Source organism: Curtobacterium sp. MCBD17_034 (assembly GCF_003234515.1).
In the GTDB taxonomy this organism is placed as follows: domain Bacteria; phylum Actinomycetota; class Actinomycetes; order Actinomycetales; family Microbacteriaceae; genus Curtobacterium.
Map to the genome: position 1 here is coordinate 90,674 of NZ_QKTN01000003.1, position 25,017 is coordinate 115,690.

Consider the following 25,017-nt stretch of genomic DNA (forward strand, 5'->3'; position numbering starts at 1 on the left):
CGGACTAGCAGTCGTCGGACGAGTGCACCGGCATGGGCGATCCGATGACGGCGACCTCGGTGCCCTTCGTGATCGCGGAGACGCCGTCGACCTCGGCGTCGGAGGCGTCCGGATCGAGGACCCAGCCCTCCTGCAGCACGATCTGCCAGTTCGCGCGGTCGCCCGAGGCGTAGGACTCCTTGTCGCGGCCCGAGGCCGTGGCGACGCGCTCGCGGATGTCGTCGCCGACCGTGACACCGTTGGGCCCCTGGAGGTGCACGGTGGCCCCCGACCGTCCGGTGATCGACGCCTTGAGCATGCGGATGTCGACGGCGTTCCCGCGGGTGGACGTCTGCGCGAGGTCGACGACCCGGAGGCCTCGGCCCCACGTGTACGACGTGCTCGCCGGGACACAGGTGCCGCCGTCACCCACCGCCGTGCGGGTGATCCGCGGCTTGCCGAGCAGCCGACGGAGGAGGCCCACGGTGGCGTCGCCGTCGGTCATCGGCGCGACCGCGACGAGGTCGTCGCCGTCGGACAGGCGGAGCTGCTCGGCGTCGAGTTCGATGACGTCGACGGTCCGCAGGCTGGCGGCGCTGATCGTCGTGTCGGTGCTGGGCTCGCCATCGGTCCTCAGGAGGCTGGCGGTCTCGACCACGCGCGGCGTGGCGACGGCAGCGCCTGCCCCGTCGGTGGTGGCCCCGGCGATCGCCGCGGTCCCCGGGGTGCTGCATCCGCCGAGCAACAGCGCGCCCACGACGAGCGTGGGCAGCAGCAGCGTTCGAGCGGTCACCACTCGACCGTAGGGGCCGTGGAGGCTCCCGTGACCGGCATTCATCGAATCGCAACGCCCCCGTGTCCGCATCGTGACCTGCGGACCGGTGTCGGCCCTCCGGGATGCGCGGACCGGGAGGCTCAGCGCCGGCCGTCGATGTCAGTGGCGGCCGGCGTCCTGCCGTGCTCCGTCGTCAGGTGCAGTCGGTGGACGGTGATGACCGTCGCGAGCCACCCGGCACCCGTCGTCCATCCCACCGCGACGTCCGTGAACCAGTGCGCTCCGAGCAGGACCCGGGACAGCCCGACCCCAGCGATCGTGGCGAGGGCCGACCCGGCGACGACCACCTGCGGTGCCTGCCGACGCTGCCGCAGCATGAGGAGGTACGCGACGATCCCGGCGATCGTCGTCGCATTGAGCGTGTGCCCGGACGGGAACGACGGCGACCGCTCGTACGGCGGGATCGCGTCACGACGGCCCGGCCGGTGGCGGTGGATGATCCGCTTGCCGGCGACGGTCATGCCGAGCGAGCCGAGCCCGGCAGCGGCGAGCAGCGTGAACGGCGCGGCCTTCCGTTGTTCGAGCGCGAACGAACCACCCGCTGCCGCCGCGAGCAGGGGCATGCCGACCGGGCCGAACCCGTGCGCGATCGCCGCCGCGGTGCCGTCGAGCGCGGGTGAGCGGAGCCGCTTGGCCAAGGCGAGCGCGGGCTGATCGAGGCTCGCGATGCCGTTGCGGTCGGCCACGTCGTCGTAGATCGTCGCCGCGAGCCAGGTCGCGCCGGCCGCGACCCCGCCCCCGACGGCGAGCAGGCCGATGAGCGCCCGGTGCGCGCCGACCCGGTCGACGAGCCGCTGGTGGCGGTCGGCCAGGCGTCGGCCCGCGGGGCTCCGCCACTCGGTGACGTCTCGCCGGCCCACTGACGTCGGACTGGAGGCGCGGTGGGTGTGGGTCACTCGTCGTCCTCCGTGCGCTCCCGCCCGAGCGTCGCGATGAGGTCCTCGTGCAGCTCCATCCACACGTCGTGGTACGAGCCGGACAGGGGCCGGGCGAGGGCGTCCCGGTCGCCTCCGCGGTAGGCCGTGATCGCCCGCTCGAGCCGCTCGCCGTACCGACCGAAGCGCGGGTCGACATCCCCGAGCTGAGCGAGCACGGCTCCGATCTGCCCGTGCACGACCTCGAGTCGCTCCGTGACGTCCGCTCCCGACTGCGCGTCCGCGGTGAGCTGCTTGACGTCGCGGTTCGGGAACAGGAACGACTCGTACACGTCCGCCACGGTGCTGCGCTGCGTGGCGCTGAGTCGGTCGCCCGCGAGGAGCACGGCGCGGGCGCGTCCGGCCGGCGTGAGCGAGTGCATGGCCCGACGTCCCCCGGTCGGCTGGGTGTGTCCGCGCTCGTCGGTGGCGGCGAGTGTCGCGTCGATCGCCGCGGCGTCGAGCCCGGTGCTCTCGGCGATCTGCTCGGTCGTGGCGAACCCGCGGACGCGCAGCGCCTGGAGGACGGCGAACTCGGTCTCGTCGGCGACGAGACCGGTCGAGGCGGTCTCGGGGACGGGGTTGCCCCACGACCCCGTGAGGAACAGTCGTGGGATCATCTCGGTCGCGACCCCGCTGACGATCGTGTCGTAGCAGGCGGCGACCGCGGGGTGGATCCCGAGGAAGTCGTGATCGGCGATGAGCTCGTCGAGCAGGCCTGCGGCGCGGGCGAACGGGAGCGCGAAGCCCGCGGTGTACGTGAGGGCGCCCGCCTCGATCTTCTCGCGGCGGTCCATGCTCGCGATCCGTCCGTACAGGGCGGCGGACTGCGCCTCGATCTGCGTGCGCAGGGCGGCCATGTCCTCGAGCGACAGGACGTCGATGTCGGACATCGGCGCGTCCCAGGTCGGTCGGGTGTACGCCGCCACGCCCTGGATGTACGGCACGTAGTTCGCCGGGTTCGTGAACGCGGTCGAGATGTCGATGACCTGGACGTCGAGGCCGGAGTCCGGGCCGAAGAACATCGCGGTCGTGACGGACCAGGGCAGCGGCGAGGCCGGGTCGTTCCAGTGCCAGGCGGGCTCGTTGAGGAAGATGTCGCGGACGAGGACGAACCCGCCGTCGTCGGTCGGGTAGGGCCCGTGATCCGACACACCGAGCCGGTTGTCGAAGTGGAGCAGGAACCCCATGAGCTCCGCGGCTCCCTGGAAGCGCTGGAACGTCGAGCGGTCGGCGTCCACGCCCAGGGCGATCCGGTCCTGGCCGAAGCGGTCGATCCAGTCGCGGTCGAGGACCTCGGCACGGTACCCCTGCATCGACGTGAGGATCGGGCCGTCGCCCCAGAACCCGTTGTAGAGCCGACGGACGACGCCGAACGCGTCGCGGATCCGATCGGCCTCGTAGTCGGCGTCGTGCAGGCCGAGCTCGAGCGCGATGCCCCGCCCGAACGACGGCGCGGTGGCGAGCGCCCAGATGTGCAGCATGTTGACCTTGGTGCCGATCTCGCGCTTGGCGATCGACGCGATGTCGACGACGCCGTCGATCCCGATCCGGTCCTCGATCGCACGGAGCCACCGCGGGTGCTGGAACCAGCAGTTCATGATCCCCATGGCCTCGTACTCCTGGCGGGGGATGAGTCCGGACTCACCCTCGGTGGCACGCGAAGCGAGGGCGTCCCACTCGTTCCAGGTGTAGTAGCGGATCGCCTCGTTGACCTCCTCGCGCGTGAGGTCGCGTTGGATCGACTCCGCGTCGGTGTACAGCACCCGGGTGGTCATCTCGGCCTGCATGACGGCATCGCCCTCGGAACCCTTCGGCACGACGCCACCGAACTTCTCGAGCAGGAGCATGATGTGCGCCAACTCCTCCTGGCTCATCGCCGGGGCGGCGCTCTCGGGCGCCGGGGAGTCGTCGACGGGAGCACCGCGCTCGACGCTCACCGTGCCTCCCGGCCGCGACGACACGTCGAGCCGGATCCGCACGCCGTCGGCGGGGACCACCTCGCCGCGCGGCGTGCGGACGCCCTTGTCGAACGTGACCGACATCACCGCCGGGATGCCGTACTCGCGGCAGAGGATGCCGAGGTGGCTCTCCGGTGCGCCCTGCAGCGTGACGACCCCGCGGATGCCCGCGTTGAGCGCCATCGTCAGGAAGGTCGTGGTGCCGCCGCGGGCGATCACGACGACGTCGGACACGTCGTCGAGGTCGGCGAAGGCGATGACGTCCTCGGGTGTCTCGAGCCACTTCGCCACGCCCTCGACGAGGTCGTCGGTCTCGTAGACCGTCAGGCCGGTGCCGACCTGCTCGAAGGTGGTCTCGTCGTCGGTGAGCTGCTGGGCCATGTCGGTCCTCCGTGTCGGTGCGCTGCGCTGCGCGGTTGGTGATCGAGGGGTGTTCGGACCGGACGGCCGGTCCGAGGGGTGCGCTCGTCAGAGCGTCAGCCGGACTGGTCGATGAACGCCCACCCCACGCCGCCGTCGGCGCGGTCGAGCCGGGCGAACTGCAGGGAGCGGTGGTTCTCGGGTGCCGTCGGGTCGAGGTCGGCGATCGTCCACGACTCGGTGGCGATCACCGGCCGGTCGGGAGGCACGCTGCCGGGGACACGGGTCGGGTGTCCGTAGCCGACGGAACGCGGGAGGACGACGTGGTGCGACGTCACGGACAGCACGTCGTCCGGCGCCTCAGGGTGCCCGCCGCCGAGGGCGAGGCGGGCGGTGGCGACGCGCCGGGTGCCCGGGGAGCGCGCGACGGTGACGCCGCGGACCGGACGCGCCTGCTGGCGGGCACCCGGTCCGACGACGTCCGCCCCGGTGGCGAGCGTCGGGGCGACGGCAGCGTACTCGCCGTACCGCGTGCCGTCGGCCTCGGCGTGGGTGACGGCCTGCACGGCGACGTCATCGAACGCCCCGATCAGCCAGAAGAACGAGGGGCGTGCGCCGGTCTCCCCTGCCGGACCGGCTGCGGGGCGCGCGGCTTCCTGGACGCCCCAGGAGTGGTCACGACCGGCACGCCAGGCGACCGGGTCCAGCGTCCACGCGCCGAGCGGTGACCGGACGCTCCCGGCGACGGAACCGAGCTGCACGTACCGCGTGCGGTCCTGCACGACCGCACCGTCGCGGACGCGGGTGACGCGGTCCTCGGTGATCGCCGGTGTGGTCGCCGTGACCACGACGTCGGCCGCGAACCCGTCCCGGCCGTCGACCCGGATCCGGAGCACGCGCATGGGGTCGACCAGGGTGAGCCGGACGGGGCCGGCGACCAGGTCCTCCCGGCCATGGCGGAGCGCGTCGGTCACGAACAGGGTCTCGGCGCGATCACCGTCGGAGACGCTGAACGCGGCGTCGATCGTCCCGACGACGGGGTGCACCGTCACGACGAGGCCGATCATGGCGGCGCCGTCGGTGCTCGCGGCGGCGAACCAGTACCGCTCGTAGGTGCGCGGCTCGTCCGTGGCGGGGACGGCGAGCGGTGCGGGCGTCTGGTGGACGGGCAGGTCGTCCCAGCGCTCCAGGCCCTGGTGGGCGGGCGCGCCACGACGCCCACTCACACCGCCCCCGTGGGCAGGAGCTCGAGCGCGTCGAGGTCGAGCACCATGCGGGCGCCCTGACGGAGGAGCCGGCGGTACATCGCGTCGGTCCGGGGCGAGGTCTTCACGCTCCCCGTGGGCGGCACGAGCATGAGCAGCACGGCGGGGGCAGCACGGCGGTAGGCCTCCCACGCCGCGGGGAACGACCAGGAGACGCCGGCCGCGCCGAGTTCGTCGACGTGCCGGGCCACCTCGTCGCGTTCGACACGCCGACGCCGCTCCGGGCCGAGGGACGTGCCGAGCAGGTACGCCACGTCGAACATCGGGGCGCCCCAGCCCACGGTCTGCCAGTCGAGCACGACGACCCGCTCGGGGTCGGTGCCGACGAGGAGGTTGTCCATCCGGAAGTCGTGGTGGCTCACCGTGAACGGGCCGTCCAGGGAAGCGGCCCAGGCGTCGGCAGTGCCCACGAACCGGTCGATCGCGGCGCGTTCCTCGGGGGCGAAGCCGCCGGCGATCCGATCGGCGGCGGTCGACCACGAACGCCGCATGCGCTCGTGGATGCCGGGGATGGGGACGCCCTGCCGGCGGTGGAGCCAGTCGAGGGAGGCCGTCGCGGGGTCGTCCCAGAACGGCGCCTGCAGCGCCGCGAGTTGCTGCCGAGCACGCTGGAGCACCGCCAGGGGCGCGTCGTCGAGCTGGTCGCCGGGCGCCAGGGTCGAGCAGTCCTCGAGCAGGAGGCCCACGCGCTCCCCGTCCACGGTGATCGTGCCGAGGTGCGCCGGCGTGTCCACGGTGGCGCGCGGAGCGAGTTCCTCGTAGAACCGGACCTCCCGCGCGTAGGCGCCGATGGAGGCTGCGGTCGCGGCGGCCTGCGGATCACGTGACGGCAGCTTGGCGACCAGTGTCGTCGGGCCGGTCCCGCGCCTCCAGGTCGGCGTCAGGAGGAACGTGTCGGCCAACGCGCCGATCCCGATGGGCCGCGCGTGGACCGCGTCGATCACCGCGTCCGGGCCGATGCTGCCGCCGGCGCGGAGGGCGGCGGTGAGGTCCTCCGGGGTGACCGGCGGGGGCGTCACGGGGTCACCACGACGCGGAGGACCTCGCCGGCGCGCTGGAGGGCGGCCGCGGGTCCGAGGTCGTCGAGCGACACGACGTCGGTGAGGAACGCGTCGAGCCGGAGGTCGCCGGCCCGCCAGGCCTCGACCATGCGCGGCACCTGCCGCCACATGTCGCTCGAGCCGTAGAACGATCCGGTGATCGACTTCTGCTCGTGGAACAGCTCCTGGGCGCTGAACCGCACGGGGTCGTCGCTCCGGCCCGCGCCGACCACGACCACCCGACCACCGCGTCGGACGGCGTCCCACGCGGCTCGGGTCGTGCCGGACGACCCGACCGCGTCGATCGCGACGTCGAAGCCCTCGCCGTCCGTCAGCGCGGCACCGTCGAGGTCCCCGGGCGCGGCGGTCGTCGTCGCGCCGAGCTCCGCGGCCAGGCGACGGCGGTCCGCGCTCGGGTCGACCGCCGCGATCGTGGTCGCACCCGCGATCCGGGCGCCCTGCACGGCGTTGAGCCCGACCGCGCCGGCCCCGATCACCAGGACGGTCTCGCCCGGGGCGACGTGCGCGGTGTCGACGGCGGCACCGAACCCGGTCGGGACGGCGCAGCCGAGCAGCGCACCGACGGTGAACGGCACGTCCTCGGGCAGCGGCACGAGCGCGGTCACGGGCAGCACGGTCTCCTCGGCGAGGGTCGCGGTGCCCATCCCGGCGACCACGTCCGCACCGCCGGCCGTCATCGCCGCGCCCTGCGCCGACGATCGGGGGCGGTTCCGGCAGATGTACGGTTCGCCGCGGCGGCACGCGGAGCAGTGTCCGCACCGGGGGACCCACGACACGACGACGCGGTCGCCCACCGCCACGGTGTCCACCGCCGGACCGAGTGCGACGACCTCGCCCGCGCCCTCGTGCCCGAGGACGGCCGGGAGCCGCTGTCCGAACGCGCCCGCGGCCAGGGACAGGTCGGTGTGGCAGAGGCCCGCGGCGCGGATCCGGACGACGACCTCGCCGGGGCCGGGCGCGCGGTGCTCGACGTCGTCGCGGACGACGAACGGACCACCGGCCTCGGTGACGACGGCGGCCCTCACGCGAGCGGGTCCTGCCCCGCGGCCGCTGGTGCGGCGGTGGTCGCGGTCGGATCGAGCACGGGGTCGCCGAGCACGGCCTTCACCTCGAGGTACTCCTCGATCGCGAACGGCCCCATCTCGCGCCCCAGCCCCGACTGTCCGTACCCGCCGAACGGCGAGACCGGGAGGGCCGGGGTGCGGACGCCGTTCACCCGCACCTGACCGGCACGGATGCGTCGGGCGATCGCCGCCGCGCGGGCCTCGTCCGCCGACCAGACCTCGCTCGACAGGCCGTAGGGGGTGTCGTTCGCCATCCGGACCGCGTCGTCCTCGCCCGCGTGACCCTGCACGACGAGGACCGGACCGAACACCTCCTCGCGGACGATCTCGGCGTCCTCGGCGAGGTCGGTGACGATCGTCGGGCGCAGGAAGAACCCCGTGCCGTCGACGGCGGTGCCGCCCGTGGCGACCGTCGCCCCCGCGGCTCGTGCGGTGTCCACGAACCGGAGGACCTTCGCGCGCTGCTCCGCCGACACGACCGGACCCATCGTCGTCCCGGGATCGAGCGGGTCCCCGAGCACGTACGCGTCGGCGGACTCCGCCGCGATCCGGACCGCGTCGTGCAGCCGGTCCGCCGGCACGAGCAACCGTGTCGGCGCGTTGCACTTCTGGCCCGCGTTCGTGAAGCAGTTGCGCACGGTGGTCCGCACCGCCAGGTCGAGGTCGGCGTCGTCGAGCACGACCGCGGGGGACTTGCCGCCGAGTTCGAGCGTCGCGCGCTTGATCCGCGACCCGGCGACGGCACCGATGTGCCGACCGACGGCGAGCGAGCCGGTGAACGACACCATGTCCCACGTCTCGTCCTGGAGGAGCGCCTCGCCCGTCGTCGCGCCGGTCCCGGTGACGACGTCGAACACCCCGGCGGGCAGCCCCGCCCGGCGCCCGAGCTCGGCGAGGAACAGCGCGTTGAGCGGCGTGAGCTCGGCCGGCTTGAGCACGACCGTGCAGCCGGCGGCCAGTGCGGGCGCGAGCTTCGCCACGATCTGGTGGACGGGGAAGTTCCACGGCGTGATCGCGAGCACCACGCCGACCGGCTCGCGCACGACGGAGCTGCCCGAGGCGTCGCGGCTGTCCCAGGCGAGCTGCCGGGCGATCGCCGCCGTCGAGCGGAGCACCTTGACGGGCAGGTCGACCTGGACCGCGCGGGACTCCCGGATGGGCATGCCGATCTCGTGCGTCGCGAGCTCGGCGAGGGCGTCACCGTGCCGTTCGAGTTCCGCGGCGAGCGCGTCGAGGAGCCCGGCACGTCGGGACGGTGGCAGCGCGGCCCAGGCGGGCCAGGCCTCCCGGGCGTCGAGCAGTGCGCGGTGCGCGAGGTCGGCGGAGGCGTCGAGGACGGTGCCGATAATCCGTTCCGTCGCCGGGTCCACGACGTCGAGCGGGGCCTCGTCGTCACGGGAGACCCAGCCGCCGCCGATGAACACGGAGCGGTCGGGGACGACGACCGCGTCGACGGGAGCGGCGGTGGTGCTGACACCGGTCTCGGGACTCATGCCGCGCCTCCCGTCCGGACCACGCGCACCGGCACGCGGTCCCACCCGCGGAACAGGTTCACCCGCAGGCGTTCCGGCTCCCCGTCGAGCTCGAACCGGATCCCGCGGTCGAGCACGGCACCGAAGAACGACCGGACCTCCGCCCGCGCCAGGTGCGACCCGAGGCAGAAGTGCGCGCCCCACCCGAAGCTCAGGTGGTCGTTCGGCGTGCGGTCGAGGCGGAAGTCGTCCGGGTCCTCGAACACGGCGGGGTCACGGTTCGCGGCCGAGAACCACAGGACGACCTTGTCGCCCGCGGCGACGTCGCGTCCGTCGATGGTCAGGTCCTCGAGTTCGGTCCGGCGCATCGCGGCGACCGGGCTGACGTGGCGGAACATCTCCTCGACGGTCGTCGGCAGGAGGCCGCGGTCACGTTCCAGCCGTGCCCACGCGTCGTGCTCGTGGAGCGCCACCGTGCCGCCCGAGACGAGGTGCCGCGTGGTCTCGTTCCCGGCCGCCACGAGCACGATGTAGTACGCCGCCAGCTGGTTCCAGGTGAGCGGCTGCCCGGCCACGCTGCCGTTCGCCATGACGCTGATGAGGTCGTCCCGGGGGTCGGCGCGACGCTCCTCGGTGAGGCGCTGGAAGTACCCCATGACCTCGTCCCGCGCTTCGGCGAGGGCGTCGGCGTCGACCAGGTGGTCCGGGTCGGAGCTCGTCAACCGGTTCGTCCAGTCGACCATGCGGGGCGCATCCGACGCGGGGATGCCGAGGACGCGGGACAGCACGAGCATCGGCAGGCGGGCGCTGATGCGTTCGACCAGGTCGAAGGTGCCGCGGGCCTCCGCCTCGTCGAGCAGGAGCGTCACGGCCTCGTCGATCATGGCCTGCCACTGCTGGATCTTCACGGCCCGCAGGTGCGGGATCGTGACCCGGCGCAGGGCGACGTGCTCCTGCCCGTCCATGTTGTGGAGGCTCTGCAGCGCGCCCTCCACCTTGCGGTCCAGGATCTGGGTGCCCTCGGCGCTCGTCAGCTGCGGCATCTCGCTCGCCGCGGCCTTGACGTCGGCGTACCGAGTGAGCGCCCAGAAGCCCGGCCCGCGGTGCGACGGGGCGTTCCAGTGCACGGGGTCCTGCTCCCGGAGCGCGGCGAACACCGCCATCTCGCGGTCGTCCGCGAACGCGGTGAGGTCCATCAGGTCGACGCCCGCCGTCGGGCTCCCGATCGTCATGGTCGCCAACCGTAGTCGCGTCCGGCGACGAACTGGCTACTGTGGAACACCTTTCCGACCCCAGGAGCGCCGTGATGTCCTCCCCGTCCGAGCCGTGTGTCGAACCGCGGGACCGCGCGCTCGACGACGCCGTGTTCGCGCTCGACCACCACCACGGCGTCCCCGCCCGCGAGCTCACGGAGCTGCTCGGTGGCAAGGGCGCGGGCCTCGCCGAGATGACCGCGCTGGGACTCGACGTCCCCCCGGGGTTCACGATCGCACTGCCGGTGTTCCGTCGGTGGCGTCACGGTGGCTGGCCCTCCTCGCTCGACGCCGTCGTCGCGGCACACGTCGCGGCGCTCGGCGAGCGGATGGGCCGTCGGCTCGGCGACCCGGACGATCCGCTGCTGCTGTCCGTTCGGAGCGGCGCCGCCGTCTCGATGCCCGGGATGCTCGACACGGTCCTCGACCTCGGGCTCAACGACGACACCGTGCGGGGGCTCGCCCGGGTCACCGGGGACGAGGCGTTCGCCGAGGACAGTCACCGGCGCTTCCTCCGGATGTACGCCACGATCGTCATGGGCGTGTCAGCCGAGGCGCTCGCCGACGCCGAGGACGCCCGCACGCTGCAACGACGGATCACCGAGCTCGCCGGGCGGACCGTGCCGCACGACCCCGAGCAGCAGCTCCGCGAGGCGATCGCCGCGGTCTTCGCGTCGTGGGACAGCGAGCGTGCCCGCGCCTACCGCGCCCGCGACGGCATCGACGACGACGCCGGCACCGCCGTCACCGTGCAGGCCATGGTGTTCGGCAACCGCGGTCCGCGATCCGGGACCGGCGTCGTGTTCACGCGCGACCCGGCCACCGGCGCGCCCGGCCCGTACGGCGACTACCTCGTCCGCGGCCAGGGCGAGGACGTCGTCGACGGCAGTGCGCACCCGGTGCCGGTCCGCGACCTCGCCGACCTCGACCCCCAGGTGTACGTCGACCTCATGGCCGCGCTGCGCCGCCTGGAGGCCCACTACCGCCACGTCTGCGACGTCGAGTTCACCATCGAGGAGGGACGGCTCTGGTTCCTCCAGACCCGCGCCGGCAAGCTCAGCGCGGTCGCCGCCGTGCGCACCGCCGTCGACCTGGTGGACGACCCGGAGGTCGCGCTGACGCCCGAGGAGGCCGTCGCGCGGGTCCCGGAGGAGGTCCGGGAGCGGGCGCGGCTCGACCTCGAGACGGGTGGTGCTGGCTCCGCCACGGAGCACGGTGACGACGCGGACGGTGCTGCCGCCAGCGGGCCCCTGCTCGTGACCGGGCTCGGCGCGTCGCCCGGGATCGTCACCGGGGCGGTCGTGTTCTCGTCCGAGGCGGCGCTCGCCGCGGACGGCGACGTCGTGCTCGTGCGTCGTGAGACCAGCCCGAAGGACGTCGTCGGGATGTCCGCCGCGGTCGCGATCGTCACGTGTCGGGGCGGCCTGGCCAGTCACGCGGCCGTGGTCGCGCGGGGGTGGGGTGTCCCGGCCGTGGTCGGCGCCGGTGACCTCGTGCTCACGGGATCCGGGGACGACGCCACCGCGACGGGCCCCTCCGGGGTGGTCGTCCGCGTCGGTGACCTCGTGACCGTCGACGGTGCCTCCGGTCGGGTCTGGGTCGGCTCGCCCGACGCGCGCGACGGGGCGGGCGCCCCCGTGCCTCCCGACCGGGGCGGCGACCGGGCCGCGGCGCTGCGCGCGCTCGAGCGGCTCGACACCTGGGCCGCCGGACGGTGACAGACTGCACCCATGACGGAGTACGTGGTCGACAACACCGGTGACGACCGCGCGCGGGGCGTGGACCTCGTGGACGGCGACCAGCCGCCGATCCGCCTGATCGTGCGGGGCGAGCTCCCGACGACCATCGAGCACGAGGGACGGACCTGGATCGCCACCGACGACGTCGACGAGGAGCCGGGAGCGCTGCCGATCGCGGTGTTCCGGCCCGCCGACTGACGACGGGGCGGGCGGGGACCGGAGCGCCTCCGCCCGGGGGACAACCGCCGCCGGCTGGCCGTGAGCGCGTCCCGGTCTCCCGCGTACCGTCGGGGTCCTCAGCCAGGAGGAGGAGACCCAGACATGACGGACCAGTACACGTTCCAGGACCCGAGCAAGCTCTACGCCGACAAGGTGCCCGACGAGCAGTACCTCGGCGGATCCGGCACCGATGCCGAGATGGCGGAGAACGTCCCCGCCGACCACGGTGAGGAGACCTACCGCGGCTCCGGTCGACTCGAGGGGCGCAAGGCCCTGATCACGGGCGGTGACTCGGGCATCGGCGCAGCGGTCGCGATCGCCTACGCGCGCGAGGGCGCCGACGTCGCGATCGGGTACCTGCCCGAGGAGGAAGAGGACGCCAAGCGCATCGTCGGCCTCATCGAGGACGCGGGCCGCAAGGCCGTCACGCTGCCCGGCGACATCACGGACGCCGCGTTCTGCCGTGAGCTCGTGGCGAAGGCCGTCGACGAGCTCGGTGGGCTCGACATCCTCGTCAACAACGCGGGCAAGCAGCAGCACGTCGAGGACCTCACCGACCTGTCGGACGAGGAGTTCGACGCCACCTTCAAGACGAACGTCTACGCGATGTTCTGGATCACGAAGGCCGCGCTGCCGCACCTGCAGCCGGGCTCGACGATCATCAACACGACCTCGATCCAGGCGTACCAGCCGTCGCCGGCGCTCGTGCACTACGCCTCGACCAAGGGTGCCATCAACACGTTCTCCAAGGGGCTCGCGGGCCAGCTCGCGTCGAAGGGCATCCGCGTCAACGCGGTCGCTCCCGGCCCGATCTGGACGCCGCTGCAGCCGGCGGGTGGCCAGGCCCCCGAGAAGCTGCCCGAGGTCGGCGCCGAGACCCCGCTCGGACGCTGGGGTCAGCCGGCCGAGCTCGCGCCGGCCTTCGTGTTCCTGGCGAGTGGTGAGTCCTCGTTCGTCATCGGCGAGACGCTCCACGTGAACGGTGGCATGCCCACGCCGTGACGCCCGGCGCGGGCCGGGCCCGGGCCCGGGCCCGGCCGTTCGGCCCGCCGCCCGAGCACCGCGACGAGATCGCAGAACACGCCGCTTCCCACCATCGGGAAGCGGCGTGTTCTGCGATCTGGGCGTTCCAAGTGGGGTTCCGGGGCGTTCCAAGTCCGGGCCGTCCGGGGGCGTCAGCGGGTGTCGGGGGCGGGGCGCATCCGCGCCATGCGCTGCAGCAGCTCGCGCGCGGACAACGCCGCGGCGAGCTCGACCTCGACCGGCTGGATGCCGAAGGCCCGCTCCATCTCGGCCCGGCGCGCCAGCTCGGCGACGGGTACCTCCGGACGCTGCGGCAGCTTCGCGACGGCCTCGGCCGCGGCCTCGAAGGCACCGGCCGGAGCGCCGAGGTGCTCCCACATGAGGCGGACGTCCCGAGCGACCTCGTCCGCGCGGCCACCGAGCTCGAACCCGGTGCTCGCCATCTGCGCGAGGCCCTGTGCCAGATCGTCGGGGGACATGGCGTCCATCCTCGCACCGCGATCCCAGCGCCGCGCCAGCGGTGTCCCGCCGGCCCGGTCCGTGCCGGCCCGGTCCCGACGGCGCGGTGCGCCGCCGGGACGTGGGTCAGCGCCGCCGGGACCGGTGGTCAGCGCTGCCGACGGAGGCCGTGACGCGGCGTCGCGGATCCGGCCGACTCGGGCGCGTCGACGGTGAGCCGACGGCGACGCGCCAGGGCGAGCACGGCGATCCCCGCCAGGAGCAGGGCCGAACCGAGCGCGATCGCCGGGCGGTCGTCCTGCCCGGTGAACGCGAGGGAGCCCGATGTGTCGGTCGCAGCGGCAGCAGCCGGTACGGCGCTCGCTCCGGCCGGGGACACGCTCGCGGTGCCGCCCGAGGGGGACGGCGTCGGCGTCGCGATCGGCGCGACGGCCACGGCGACGCCCTGCCCCATGCCGCCCGCGCTCGCCTGGATCATCTGTGCACCGGCGTCGGTCGTGGCGGTCGTGCCGTCGGCGGCGACGGTGGTGACGGCGGCCTCGTTCTGCTCGGTGCGGGACGGACCGTCCCCGTTCGCCGTGCGCTCGGAAGCCGCGATCTCGACCCGGTACTGGTCCGCGACGGTGAGTGTGGGCCAGGACACGGTCACGCTGGTGGTGGAGCAGGTGACCGGGATCCCCGACCCGGGAAGGTCGGCGATGTGCGTGTAGACGCCGTCGACGTAGGAACCCTCGGAGAGCTGCACCGTGGCGCAGTCGAACTGCCAGGTCTGTCCGGCGGGAACGGCGTCGGTGGTCGTGGCGGAGGCGAACGGGCCGTTCGGGGTGTCGATGTGCCAGACGACCGCGTCCGTCGGGTTCGTCCGGCCCTGGTCGGGCCGCGCCCACGTGCCGTACTTCGACGCGGCCGCCGGGTCACCCCAGGCCGGGCCGGTCGGCGTGATCGGCGTCGTGAACTGCCGCCCGTCACTCGTCGTCGAGGTGATCGGGGTGGTGACACCGCCCGGGGTCGTCGTGCCGTTGAAGTCCGACTGGACGTACGCCGTGCCGCAGGTGTCGCGGTGCGTGTCCACGTAGTTCGTGAACGTGAACGAGACGATCCACGGGGTGCTCGATGCGATCGTTGCCGTCGCCACCGTCGCGCCGGTCGCGGGGTCGTCGAGTTCGAAGCCCGTCGGCAGGTGACCGAGGTGGTCGCTCAACGTGAGGCCGAACGTGTCACCGGCGTGGGCATCGGCGGGCGCGCACCAGTCGATGGACGTGCGGAGCTGACTGCCGAGCGCCGGCGCGGTCGGGCTGACGGTGACGTTCGTGATCGCGCCGGAGACCTCGGTGGCGTGGGCTGCGGGGCCGGCGGCCAGGACGAGGGCGCCCGCGACGGCGAGGGTGACACCGCCCACGATCGGGATCCGGACACGGCGGACGAGGGCATGCTTCGGGTACATGGTGCTCCTGGGATACGGGGTCGCGGGTTCGGGGCCCGCGTCGGGTGTGGTCATGCTACGTCGTCGCTCCCGATACCCCGAGGGCGCCGCCCCCCGGTTGTCCCCTGAAGAGAGGACCCCCGGACCGGGGGGTGCGGAAGAAACCTTCTGGGCGGTTTGATCGTGGGGACGGACACGACGTCCGCCAGACCGGACCAGGGTGCCAACGTCGTCCGCCCTCCCGTCTCCACGAAGGGGCATGATGCTCGACCACACCAACGCGGACACCGCAGCCGCTGCCGCCGCAGCCCAGACGCTCCACCTCCGCGTCATCATCGTCGACGGGGCCGTCGACCTGCTCCACGAGGTGCCCTTCCACGAGGCCCGTCCGGACGCCGTCGCCGCCCGCATCGGCATCTCGCTCGAAGAGCTCCACCAGCACTTCCCGTCGTGGGACGGCCTCGTGCTCGCCGCCGTCGACCGGTGGAACGGCCAGCGCACCGAAGCCATCGAGCACACCCTCGGCGACGTCAGCACCGTCGAGTTCCTCCGCGCGATGGTGGCGTCGAACGTCCGGCAGCCCGCGCTCATGCGCCTGCTCGTCGCCCTCGCGAGCGTCGCGAGCGACTGCACGCACCCCATGGCCCCCTACCTGCAGTCGCGGTACCAGCTGTTCGTCACGCAGATCCGCCGCGGTCTCGAGCACGACGTCGCCGTCGGTCGTGCACCGCACACCATGGACCCCCGTCGCGGCGCGGAGCAGCTCATCGCCCTCTACGAGGGCCTGCAGCTGCAGGCCCTGCTCCGGCAGGACCTCGACCTGATGTCGGCGTTCGACCGGGCGGCCTCCCGCCTCGAGCGCGGTTGGGAGGAGCGGTACCAGGTGCGCGCTCCGCTCACGCCGTCGACGTGGGTCGACGACGCCTGGTCGCTCTGAGTCACGGCGAACGCCGCCCGGACCGCCCTGGGCCGTCGCGCTGACCTACGCCGTCAGACCGCGACGCTGAGGCAGCGGCGGAGACCGCGGAGACCGCTCCGGATCCGCGTCTTCGCGGTGCCGACCGGGACGCTCAACCGGTCGGCGACCTCCAGGTCCGTGAGCCCGTCGCGGTACCGCAACAGCACGGCGGATCGCTGGTTCGGCGTGAGGCCGGCGAGCGCGTTCCGCACCGCGACCCACTCGGCCAGCACGTCCAACCGCTCGGCGGCGTCGTGGTCGACCGGCTCGAAGTCCCGCATCCCGACGCGGATCTCCCGCTGCCGGGTGCGCTCGATGGACCGGACCCGGTCGACGGCGCGGCGGTGGGTGAGGGTCTGGAGCCAGCTCGTCGCCGACGCGCGCGCGGGGTCGTACGGTGTCGTGTCGTCGGACCAGACGTCGAGGAGGACGTCGTGCACGACCTCCTCGGCCTGGGCGTGGTCGACGAGCGTCCGGCGGGCGAACGACACGAGGCGCGGCGTCAGCCGGACGTAGAGCTGGCGGAAGGCCTCGCGGTCGCCGCCGCAGACGGCGATGAGCAGCGCGTCATCGCTCGTCGTGACGGGGTCGGTGGTCGGTCGACGGTGCAGCATCTCGGGTCCGTCTCGGGTGTCGTGATCTCGGGTGGTCCTGTCGACGCTGACTCCGCCGACGGCGTACGACGGCTGCGTCTCGTCTACTCGTGCCTCCTGGACCGGCTCGGAGGCACCGTTCGGGCCGTGCTTCCCCGATGCGCCCCGAACTGGGTGTCCCGCTCGCGGCGGTCGTGGGTGGAATCTGGGTCCTACCCCTGATCCCCACCTGAGGAGAACCGTCGTGCTGTCCACCGTCTACACCAGTTCCGCGACGTACCCGTTCACGGATGACGACCTGGCGGTCCTGCTCCTGAACAGCCGCGCGAACAACGCCCGTGCCGGTCTGACCGGCGTCCTGCTGCACCAGGACGGGCAGTTCATGCAGGTGCTCGAGGGCCCCGACGACGCCGTGCGCGAGCGCTACGCGATCATCGCGTCGGACCCGCGGCACGGTGCGGTCCAGCTCGTCGCGCAGGAGTCGATCGCCGAGCGTCGGTTCCCGGCGTGGACCATGGGGTACCGCGCGGTCGTCGACACCGGCGCCGACGACCTGCCCGGGTTCGACGACTTCTTCAGCGCCCCCGCGGCCGGTCGGACGTCGGAGACCGCGGCGCGGGTGCAGGACCTCGTCGCGCAGCTCGGTGACGAGGACCCGACCGCGGCCTGAGCCCCGGCGCAGGAGGCGGATGTCGGCGATCCTCGGCGCGCCGTCCGCGGGACGACGATGATGAACGGGTCCGTTCCGGGCCTCGGGGCCCACGCGAGGAGGCCCCATGCAGCTGTACGCCACCGATCCCGTCCGTCGTGTGCGGCAGCTGGTCGCCGACGTGGTCGCCCTCGTCGCGATCGTCCTGGCGGTCCTGCTCGGGCGCGCGGTCGGGGCGTCGATCGCCGCACTCGGTGACGTCGGTCGGCGCGTGCAGGACGCGGGTGAGGGTTTCCGCAGCACCATGTCGCGGGCGGCGGACCGCATCGCCGACCTGCCGTTCGCGGGCCGTGCCGTGAGCGCGTCGTTCCGGAACGCGAGTGACGCCGCACGGACCCTCGTCGCCGCGGGGCGCGACCAGCAGGAGGCAGCCCACCACGTCGCGGTCCTCGTCGGCGTCGTCGTGGCGGGCCTGCCCGTCCTCCTCGTCGTCGTCCTGTGGCTGCGCCGGCGGGGCGGCTTCGTGCGGCGGGCGGCCGCGGTCCGGGCGTTGCTGCGCACACCGCTCGGACTGGAAGCCCTCGCGGCACAGGCGTTGGCGCACGCGCACCCCCGCACGCTGCGTGCCGTGGAGCCCACCGTGGTCGAGCGGTGGCGGGCCGGGGAGCCCGACGCGGTCCGGGTCCTCGCCACACTCGCGCTCCGCGACGCCGGGGTGCCGCTCCGGCTCCTGCCGCGCTGACGTCGACCGGAGACGCAGGGAGTCAGTGCGATCCTGGTGTGTCCACAGGAAACGCACCGAGTCCCAGAAGGATCAATGCACCAGCTCCACAGCACCACCCGTTTCACCCGATTCGTGGTCGGCGCCGCGACCGCACTCGCAGCGGCCGCACTGCTCGCCGGCTGCAGCTCGAGCACCTCCGCCGGTTCCTCCGGCTCCGCGTCGGCCTCCTCCGCATCGGGGTCGTCGTCCTCGTCGAAGCTGCCGGCGAACTTCCCGAAGGCCGTGCCCGTCGTCAAGGGCGACGTGATCGTCGCCCGCGGCAACGCCAGCGACGGCTGGAGCGCCACTGTCTCGCCGAAGGGCGGGAAGGGCTTCGCACAGGCGGGCCAGGCACTCGCGTCTGCCGGCTTCACCAAGCAGGGCGGCGGCACCGCCACGCAGGCGACCTACACCAGCGACCGCTACACCGTGAGCATCAGCACGCCCGGCTCGTCCGTGACGTACATCATCTCGACGCGCTGACGCGCTGACGCGCTGACGCGCTGACGCGCTGACGCGCTGACGCGCTGACGCTCGATCGCGCGGACCGGATGGAGGCCCGGAGTGGCCTCCATCCGGTCCGCTTTGCGCAACCCCCCGGACGGAGATCGCTAGACCGTCTAGCTTCATGTCATGTTGATCCCCAGCGTGTTCGACTTCGAGCCGGACCGCCTCCGCAGCTACTCGGCGTCGCGCATCGACCGGCTCCTGCAGGACCGGCCCGTCGAGTACCTGGCGCACCTGTCGGTGGCGCGGCAACTGGACACGTGGATCGCGCAGACGCTGGCGGACCCCGACCCGGACGACGAACGGTTCGACGCCGGGTTCGTTGCGGCCCTCCGCGCGGTCCGTGACGGCCTGCGCCAAGGGGACTTCACGCCGGGTGGCCTCCACGGCAGCCGCCCGAGGGACGGGGCCGGAACAGGCCCCGACCCCGATCCCGACCCCGACCCCGGCGCGGCGGCGGGCGGCACCCCCGGGACCTGAACCGCCCCCGCAGCTGAGCGCACTGACCGAAGGCGCTCAGACCTCGCCGGCCCGAGCGCCCGCCCACAGGTCGATGCCGGCCGAGTCCACCGCGTGCTCGTCGATGGCGCGCAGCTCGTCCTCCGTGAAGGACAGGTGGTCGAGCGCCGCGACGTTCTGTTCGACCTGCTCGACCCGCGAGGCGCCGATCACGAGCGAGGTCACCCGCTCGTCGCGGAGGGCCCACGCGAGTGCGAGCTGGGCGAGGGACTGCCCCCGAGCGGCCGCGATGTCGTGCAGCGCCCGGAGGTGACCGACGACCTCGGGCGTGATGACCGAGGGGTCGAACGAGGTGCCGGCGGCGGCGCGGGTCCCCTCGGGCACGCCGTCGAGGTACTTGCCCGTGAGCAGGCCCTGCGCGAGCGCCGTGAACCCGATGACCCCGAACCCGAGCTCGTCCGCGGCGTCGAGGAGGCCCTCGGTCTCGATCCAGCGGTTGAGCATCGAGTACGACGGCTGGTGGATGAGCAGCGGGGTGCCGAGGTCGCGGAGGATCGCCGCCGCCTGGCGGGTCCGCTCCGTGTCGTACGAGGAGATCCCGACGTAGAGCGCCTTGCCCTGCCGGACAGCCGTGTCGAGCGCGGTCATGGTCTCCTCGAGCGGCGTGGAGGCGTCGAGGCGGTGCGAGTAGAAGACGTCCACGTAGTCGAGGCCCATGCGCTGCAGCGACTGGTCGAGCGATGCGAGCACGTACTTCCGACTCCCGCCGCCCTGCCCGTACGGGCCCGGCCACATGTCCCAACCGGCCTTGGTCGAGATGACGAGCTCGTCCCGGTACGGGTGGAGGTCCTCCCGCATGATGCGGCCGAAGTTGATCTCCGCGGCGCCGTAGGGCGGCCCGTAGTTGTTCGCGAGGTCGTGGTGCGTGATCCCGAGGTCGAACGCCCGCCGGCTGATCGCACGCTGGGTCTCGAACGGTCGGTCGTCACCGAAGTTGTGCCAGTACCCGAGTGAGAGCAGCGGCAGGTCGAGGCCGGACCGGCCGGTCCGGCGGAACGGCATCGAGTCGTAGCGGTCGTCACGGGCGACGTAGGTCATGGGGATGTGCCTCCGAGCGGGGTGGGGATCAGGGGTCCAGCCTCGCACGGCGCACGGTGGGGCGGGCCTCCGGACCGCTCAACGACACCTGTCGTGCACAGCGACAGGTGTAGTGTGACTGCCGGATCTTCCATCCGACCGCGACGCCGCGCCGACTCGATGACGGGGTGCCGATGGGCCACCACCAGCACAGAGAGCAGCCATCCATGCGCGCCGTCGTCTTCGAACAGTGGCAGACCTTCCCCTCGCTCACCGACGTGCCGAAGCCGGTCCCGGGACCGGGAGAGGTGCTCATCAAGGTCGCGGGCGCGGGCGCCTGCCACTCGGACGTCGCCGTCTACCGACACTTCTCCGAAGGCCAGCCCGGGGCGCAGGCGCCGGCGTTCACGCTCGGTCACGAGAACTCCGGTTGGGTCGAAGCAGTTGGCCCAGGAGTCGAGGGCTTCGCCGAGGGAGACGCCTACCTGGTGTACGGCCCGATCGGATGCGGGCACTGCAGGGCCTGCTCGCGCGGGCAGGACACGTACTGCGAGAACGCCGCGACCATGCCGTACCTCGGCATCGGACTCGGCCGCGACGGCGGCATGGCCGAGTACGTCACGGTCCCCGCGCGGAACCTCGTACCGCTCGGGGACGCCGACCCCGTGCTCGCCGCGCCGCTCAGCGACGCCGCCCTGACGCCGTACCACGCGATCAAGAACAGCCTGCCGAACCTCGCGGGCGGGGGCCGCACCGCACTCGTCGTCGGGCTCGGCGGCCTCGGCCAGATCGCCGTGCAGATCCTCACCGCCCTCACCGGCGCGATCGTCATCGCGACGGACACCAAGGCGGACGCCATGACGCGTGCCGCCGAGCGCGGTGCGGTGACCGTCCCGGGAGGCCCGGATCAGGCCGCCAGGATCCGCGAGATCACGGGAGGCAAGGGCGTCGACGCCGCCTTCGACTTCGTCGGCGCGACGCCGACCATCGAGCTCGCCCAGGCGTCCATGGCGCAGGGAGGCCGGCTCACCGTCGTCGGGATCGCCGGTGGCGTCACGTCCTGGTCGTTCTTCTCGACGCCGTACGAGTCCACCTTGACGAACACCTACTGGGGCACGATCGAGGACCTCCACGAGGTCGTCGACATGTACCGAGCCGGTCAGATCGTGCCCGACGTGGAGCGCTTCGCGATGGACGACGCCCTGGAGGCCTACCGGCGGCTCGAGGCCGGCGAGCTGTCCGGGCGCGCGGTGGTCACGCCGAACGCCTGACGGAAGCGTGTCGAGAACTGCCGAACGATCCTTCTACCCGACGCGAACGGGAGGCGCTCAATGCTCCGCGAACCGCTGGAGCGCGTCCACCGCGAAGCGTGGTACGCCGCTGCGCGCCAGGGCCCGCAGGAGCCCGACCTCGGTCAGCGGGGGATTCCGTATGTCGGCGGACCAGGACCGGAGCGCGTCGAGGACCGGACCGGGCAGAGGGAGGTCATGCATCGTCCTCGAACTCACTGTGCCGGCGCAGCGGTGAGACCGGACCTGGCTCGGTCCCGACGCCCTGCGTGAGCGCGGCGAGTTCTCGGAGCGCCGAGCGACGCTCGTCCTGCTCGTGCTCCTGGTCCGCGACGAGGTCACTCAGGGCTACCGACGGTGTCGACCTGGCTTCTGGAACGGGATCGCACCCGCTTCGAGGAGCCTGACCAGGGTGGGCCGGGAAACGCCGAGCAGGTCGGCGCCTCCGTGTGTCGTCAGCTGCATCCGCGACGGGATCACGGCCACCCGTTGCCCGCGGCCAGGGTGTTCGCGACCTGTTCCACGACATCGAAGATCTCGGCCGGTATGAGGCGTTCGCGGCCGTCCGGGCTGACCAGCTTCGCGGCGCCGCCCTCGGCGACGTCGGACACGTAGCCTGGATCGGTGCCGTCCTCCTCCCGGTCCCGCCCGTCCGTCACGTGCGCCGTCGCGATCGGTTCGGCGGACTGACGTGGCCGTCGACACCGCCGAGGACGTCCTCGGCGCACTCGCCCGCACCCCGGGCGACCTCGCCGCCGCTCGACGCGTCGCCCGCCGGTTCGCGGCCCTCGGTGACGGCGAGGTGGGGGCGCTGCTCTTGAGCGAGGTCGAGGACGCACGGCTCGTGGCGGTGCTGCTGCTCGTCCAGCGGTTCCGGGACGGTGACGACGCGACCAGGTCGGTCGTGGTGGAGGACTACATGGCAGCGGCCCACAGCGAGCGCGTCGACAGCGACCTCCTCGTCGAGGTCAGCGCGGAACACATCGTGGGCGCGTGGCTCGCGGACCGTCCGCGTGGCCCGCTGTTCGCGCTCGCCAAGAGCGACGTCGTCTGGGAGCGGTGCATCGCGGTCAGCGCGACCCTGGCGTTCGTGAAGCGCGGTGAGGCCGCCACCGCGCTCGACATCGTCGGCAGGCTCGTGCGGGAGCGGAACGAGCACGTGCGGCGTGCCGTGGCGTTCGTCCTGCGCGGGGTCGGCAAGTGGGCCTCGCACGACGAGCTCGTCGCGTTCCTCGAGTCGAACGCGAGCGGGATGGACCGTGCGCTGCTCAGTGCGGCGACGGAGCACCTGCCTGCGGCTGCGCAGGCGCGGTTCCGCCGGTAGGGGCGGCCGGGGGACACCGTCGGCTGGACGGGACCTGCACGGGTCGGACGTGGCAGGTGGCGGACGGGTAGCGATGGACCCGGCGCGGGAGGGGCCTCCCGGCCGACCGCTGCGGCACCGCCGCAGCCCGACGAGCTGGAGGAACCATGCGCGCACTCACCTGGCAGGGGACCGAGAAGGTCTCGGTCGAGACCGTCCCCGATCCCACGATCCAGGAGCCCACCGACGCGATCATCCGGATCACGTCGACGGCGATCTGCGGGTCCGACCTCCACCTGTACCGCGTGCTCGGGCCGTACATCGACAAGGGCGACGTGCTCGGCCACGAGCCCATGGGGATCGTCGAGGAGGTCGGTTCGGGCGTGACGAACCTCGCTCCGGGTGACCGCGTCGTGATCCCGTTCAACATCTCGTGCGGGCACTGCTGGATGTGCACGCACGGGCTGCAGTCGCAGTGCGAGACGACGCAGGTGAAGCAGTACGGCAGCGGTGCCGCGCTGTTCGGCTACACGAAGATGTACGGCCAGGTGCCGGGTGGGCAGGCGGAGTACCTCCGGGTGCCCCACGCCGACTACGGGCCGATCAAGGTCCCCGCGACCCGCCCCGACGACCAGTACCTGTTCCTCAGCGACATCCTCCCGACCGCGTGGCAGGGCGTGGCGTACGCCGACGTGCCCGAGGGCGGGACGCTCGCGGTGCTCGGGCTCGGCCCCGTCGGGCAGTTCGCGGCCCGGATCGGCAAGCACCTCGGGTACCGCGTGCTCGCCGTCGAGCCGGAGCTCGTCCGCCGCGAGATGGCGGCGAAGTACGGTGTCGAGACGTTCGACATGTCGGACGACGTGGTGGAGCACCTCGTGGATCTCACCGACGGACGCGGGCCGGACGGCGTCGTCGACGCCGTCGGTATGGAGGCCCACGGTGACGCCGTCGCCGGGTTCGCCCAGCGGGCGGCCGGCCTGCTGCCCGACAAGCTCGCGCAGAAGGCCATCGAGACCGCGGGCGTCGACCGGCTCGTCGCGGTGCACGCGGCGATCGACCTGGTCCGGCGCGGCGGCACGGTCTCGCTCAGCGGTGTCTACGGCGGGACGGCCGACCCGATGCCGATGATGACGCTGTTCGACAAGCAGATCACGGTCCGTGAGGGACAGTGCAACGTCCGCCGCTGGCTCGACGACCTCTTGCCGCTCGTCGAGGACCCGTCCGACCCGCTCGGCACGCTCGACCTGACGACGCACCGCGTGTCCCTCGAGGACGCCCCGCACATGTACGAGGTGTTCCAGAAGAAGGAGGACGGCTGCGTCAAGGTCGTCCTGACCCCCGGCGCTCCGGCATGACCCGCGTCGCCGTCGTCGGCGCCACCGGCAACGTCGGCACGGCGCTGCTGCGCCGCCTGCAGGCCGAGGAGGCCGTGACCGGCATCGTCGGCATCGCCCGACGGATCCCGGACCGGTCGGCCGACCCGTACGCCGGGGTCGAGTGGCACAGCGTCGACGTCGGCGCCGACGGTGCCGTGGCGGCCCTGACGCCGCTCCTCGAGCACGTCGACGCCGTCGTCCACCTGGCTTGGGCGCTGCAGCCGACGCACGACATCCCGACGCAGTACCGCGTCAACGTCGAGGGGACGGCCGCCGTGCTCGAAGCGGCCGCCGCCGCGGGCGTGGGGCAGGTCGTCGTGGCGTCGTCGGTCGGCACCTACCGGGCTGCGGACAAGCGGCTGCGCGTGGACGAGTCCTGGCCGGTCGACGGCATGGCCACGGCGACGTACAGCATCCACAAGGCGCTCAACGAGGCGGCCCTCGACGAGTTCGCCGACACCCACCCCGACATCGTGGTCACCCGCCTGCGCCCGGGGTTGGTCTTCCAGCAGCCGGCGGCAGCGGAGATCCGGGGGCTGTTCCTCGGGCACCTCGTCCCCATGCGCGTCGTCCGCGCGGCCCGGTGGGCGGTGCTCCCGCTCCCGGGACCGTTCGTGTTCCAGGCGGTGCATGCCGACGACCTCGCCGACGCGTACTGGCGGACGATCGACCAGCGGGCCGCGGGAGCGTTCAACGTCGCCGCCGGGCCGGTGCTCACGCCACCGCGGCTCGCCGCGGTGCTCGGCATGCGTCGCGCCGTCCGGATCCCGCTCCGACTGCTCCGTGCCGTCGTCACCCTGACCTGGCACCTGCGGATCCAGCCGACCGACGCCGGTTGGATCGACATCGCGGCGAACGTGCCGATCATGCGGACCGACAAGGCGCGCGAGGAACTGGGGTGGGAGCCGCAGCACACCGCGGTCGAGGCCTTCGCCGACCTCGTCGAGGGATTCCGGCAGGGCTCGTCCGTGCCCGCGTCGGGGCCGCTCCGCGGCTGAGGGACAGCGCGGGTGCCG

General features: G+C 73.1%; 26 protein-coding genes. 12 read left to right on the plus strand and 14 right to left on the minus strand.

Going from position 1 to position 25,017, the window contains the following annotated elements; all coding sequences use genetic code 11:
* Positions 1-4: 4 nt before the first annotated feature.
* The 8 genes from DEI92_RS07130 to DEI92_RS07165 form a co-directional block, all read right to left on the minus strand.
* Positions 5-772 (minus strand): hypothetical protein, encoded by a 768-nt coding sequence (locus tag DEI92_RS07130; protein WP_111012970.1) that lies wholly within the window; start codon positions 770-772, stop codon positions 5-7.
* 122 nt (positions 773-894) lie between these two features.
* Entirely contained in the window at positions 895-1,710 is an 816-nt protein-coding gene (locus tag DEI92_RS07135) for a phosphatase PAP2 family protein (protein WP_111025854.1), read from the minus strand.
* Positions 1,707-4,070 (minus strand): PEP-utilizing enzyme, encoded by a 2,364-nt coding sequence (locus DEI92_RS07140; RefSeq protein WP_111012972.1) that lies wholly within the window; start codon positions 4,068-4,070, stop codon positions 1,707-1,709. Before DEI92_RS07140 ends, DEI92_RS07135 begins: the two co-directional genes overlap by 4 nt.
* Before the next feature lie 95 nt (positions 4,071-4,165).
* On the minus strand, positions 4,166-5,275 hold the full coding sequence (locus tag DEI92_RS07145) for a hypothetical protein (protein WP_111012973.1): 1,110 nt from the start codon (positions 5,273-5,275) through the stop codon (positions 4,166-4,168).
* Positions 5,272-6,333: a phosphotransferase family protein gene (locus DEI92_RS07150; protein ID WP_220037470.1), complete on the minus strand. Its 1,062-nt coding sequence runs from the start codon at positions 6,331-6,333 to the stop codon at positions 5,272-5,274. Before DEI92_RS07150 ends, DEI92_RS07145 begins: the two co-directional genes overlap by 4 nt.
* Positions 6,330-7,400: an alcohol dehydrogenase catalytic domain-containing protein gene (locus tag DEI92_RS07155; protein WP_111012974.1), complete on the minus strand. Its 1,071-nt coding sequence runs from the start codon at positions 7,398-7,400 to the stop codon at positions 6,330-6,332. Before DEI92_RS07155 ends, DEI92_RS07150 begins: the two co-directional genes overlap by 4 nt.
* Positions 7,397-8,932: an aldehyde dehydrogenase family protein gene (locus DEI92_RS07160; RefSeq protein ID WP_111013179.1), complete on the minus strand. Its 1,536-nt coding sequence runs from the start codon at positions 8,930-8,932 to the stop codon at positions 7,397-7,399. The genes DEI92_RS07155 and DEI92_RS07160 overlap by 4 nt, the downstream gene beginning before the upstream one ends.
* Positions 8,929-10,143, minus strand: a complete 1,215-nt coding sequence (locus DEI92_RS07165; protein ID WP_220037471.1) for a cytochrome P450 — start codon at positions 10,141-10,143, stop codon at positions 8,929-8,931. The genes DEI92_RS07160 and DEI92_RS07165 overlap by 4 nt, the downstream gene beginning before the upstream one ends.
* 74 nt (positions 10,144-10,217) lie before the next feature.
* Here DEI92_RS07165 and DEI92_RS07170 point away from each other — a divergent pair, with 74 nt between their 5' ends.
* The 3 genes from DEI92_RS07170 (at position 10,218) to DEI92_RS07180 (ending at position 13,124) form a co-directional block, all read left to right on the plus strand.
* On the plus strand, positions 10,218-11,882 hold the full coding sequence (locus DEI92_RS07170) for a PEP/pyruvate-binding domain-containing protein (RefSeq protein WP_111012975.1): 1,665 nt from the start codon (positions 10,218-10,220) through the stop codon (positions 11,880-11,882).
* Between the two features lie 12 nt (positions 11,883-11,894).
* Positions 11,895-12,101, plus strand: a complete 207-nt coding sequence (locus DEI92_RS07175) for a hypothetical protein (protein WP_111010600.1) — start codon at positions 11,895-11,897, stop codon at positions 12,099-12,101.
* Between the two features lie 123 nt (positions 12,102-12,224).
* A complete protein-coding gene (locus tag DEI92_RS07180) occupies positions 12,225-13,124 on the plus strand; it encodes a glucose 1-dehydrogenase (RefSeq protein ID WP_111010601.1) in 900 nt (299 codons plus the stop codon).
* A gap of 173 nt (positions 13,125-13,297) precedes the next feature.
* Here the strand turns inward: DEI92_RS07180 and DEI92_RS07185 are convergent, their stop codons facing one another.
* Positions 13,298-13,624: a hypothetical protein gene (locus DEI92_RS07185; protein ID WP_111012976.1), complete on the minus strand. Its 327-nt coding sequence runs from the start codon at positions 13,622-13,624 to the stop codon at positions 13,298-13,300.
* 128 nt (positions 13,625-13,752) lie between these two features.
* Entirely contained in the window at positions 13,753-15,048 is a 1,296-nt protein-coding gene (locus tag DEI92_RS07190) for an Ig-like domain-containing protein (RefSeq protein WP_111012977.1), read from the minus strand.
* A gap of 238 nt (positions 15,049-15,286) precedes the next feature.
* On the opposite strand from DEI92_RS07190, the gene DEI92_RS07195 reads away from it, so the two are divergent.
* Positions 15,287-15,964 carry a TetR/AcrR family transcriptional regulator gene (locus DEI92_RS07195; RefSeq protein ID WP_111010603.1) on the plus strand — a complete coding sequence of 226 codons (678 nt, stop codon included), beginning with the start codon at positions 15,287-15,289 and terminating at the stop codon, positions 15,962-15,964.
* A 53-nt stretch (positions 15,965-16,017) separates the two neighbouring features.
* On the opposite strand, the gene DEI92_RS07200 is transcribed toward DEI92_RS07195, so the two are convergent.
* Positions 16,018-16,599 (minus strand): sigma-70 family RNA polymerase sigma factor, encoded by a 582-nt coding sequence (locus tag DEI92_RS07200; protein WP_111010604.1) that lies wholly within the window; start codon positions 16,597-16,599, stop codon positions 16,018-16,020.
* A 223-nt stretch (positions 16,600-16,822) separates the two neighbouring features.
* Here DEI92_RS07200 and DEI92_RS07205 point away from each other — a divergent pair, with 223 nt between their 5' ends.
* From DEI92_RS07205 to DEI92_RS07220, 4 genes are all read left to right on the plus strand, one after another.
* Positions 16,823-17,248 (plus strand): BLUF domain-containing protein, encoded by a 426-nt coding sequence (locus DEI92_RS07205; protein ID WP_181434736.1) that lies wholly within the window; start codon positions 16,823-16,825, stop codon positions 17,246-17,248.
* A gap of 106 nt (positions 17,249-17,354) precedes the next feature.
* Positions 17,355-17,969 (plus strand): hypothetical protein, encoded by a 615-nt coding sequence (locus tag DEI92_RS07210; RefSeq protein ID WP_111012979.1) that lies wholly within the window; start codon positions 17,355-17,357, stop codon positions 17,967-17,969.
* Between the two features lie 75 nt (positions 17,970-18,044).
* A complete protein-coding gene (locus DEI92_RS07215) occupies positions 18,045-18,473 on the plus strand; it encodes a hypothetical protein (protein WP_111012980.1) in 429 nt (142 codons plus the stop codon).
* 150 nt (positions 18,474-18,623) lie between these two features.
* A complete protein-coding gene (locus DEI92_RS07220; RefSeq protein ID WP_111012981.1) occupies positions 18,624-18,977 on the plus strand; it encodes a hypothetical protein in 354 nt (117 codons plus the stop codon).
* Positions 18,978-19,013: 36 nt separating this feature from the next.
* On the opposite strand, the gene mgrA is transcribed toward DEI92_RS07220, so the two are convergent.
* Complete coding sequence (gene mgrA / locus DEI92_RS07225; RefSeq protein ID WP_111010609.1) at positions 19,014-20,054, minus strand: L-glyceraldehyde 3-phosphate reductase; 1,041 nt, start codon at positions 20,052-20,054, stop codon at positions 19,014-19,016.
* A 206-nt stretch (positions 20,055-20,260) separates the two neighbouring features.
* On the opposite strand from mgrA, the gene DEI92_RS07230 reads away from it, so the two are divergent.
* Complete coding sequence (locus DEI92_RS07230; protein ID WP_111012982.1) at positions 20,261-21,304, plus strand: NAD(P)-dependent alcohol dehydrogenase; 1,044 nt, start codon at positions 20,261-20,263, stop codon at positions 21,302-21,304.
* Positions 21,305-21,670: 366 nt separating this feature from the next.
* On the opposite strand, the gene DEI92_RS17010 is transcribed toward DEI92_RS07230, so the two are convergent.
* Together DEI92_RS17010 and DEI92_RS16840 are read right to left on the minus strand one after the other, a co-directional pair.
* On the minus strand, positions 21,671-21,787 hold the full coding sequence (locus DEI92_RS17010) for an excisionase family DNA-binding protein (protein WP_181434737.1): 117 nt from the start codon (positions 21,785-21,787) through the stop codon (positions 21,671-21,673).
* 11 nt (positions 21,788-21,798) lie between these two features.
* Positions 21,799-21,933 (minus strand): hypothetical protein, encoded by a 135-nt coding sequence (locus DEI92_RS16840; protein WP_258370113.1) that lies wholly within the window; start codon positions 21,931-21,933, stop codon positions 21,799-21,801.
* 80 nt (positions 21,934-22,013) lie between these two features.
* Here DEI92_RS16840 and DEI92_RS07245 point away from each other — a divergent pair, with 80 nt between their 5' ends.
* The 3 genes from DEI92_RS07245 to DEI92_RS07255 all read left to right on the plus strand — a co-directional run bounded on the left by DEI92_RS07245 (position 22,014) and on the right by DEI92_RS07255 (position 24,999).
* On the plus strand, positions 22,014-22,646 hold the full coding sequence (locus tag DEI92_RS07245; RefSeq protein WP_181434739.1) for a DNA alkylation repair protein: 633 nt from the start codon (positions 22,014-22,016) through the stop codon (positions 22,644-22,646).
* 146 nt (positions 22,647-22,792) lie between these two features.
* Positions 22,793-23,980, plus strand: a complete 1,188-nt coding sequence (locus DEI92_RS07250) for a zinc-dependent alcohol dehydrogenase (protein ID WP_111012985.1) — start codon at positions 22,793-22,795, stop codon at positions 23,978-23,980.
* The gene (locus DEI92_RS07255) at positions 23,977-24,999 is read left to right on the plus strand and encodes an NAD-dependent epimerase/dehydratase family protein (protein WP_111012986.1); all 1,023 of its coding nucleotides are present in this window, start codon (positions 23,977-23,979) and stop codon (positions 24,997-24,999) included. Before DEI92_RS07250 ends, DEI92_RS07255 begins: the two co-directional genes overlap by 4 nt.
* Positions 25,000-25,017: the final 18 nt, after the last annotated feature.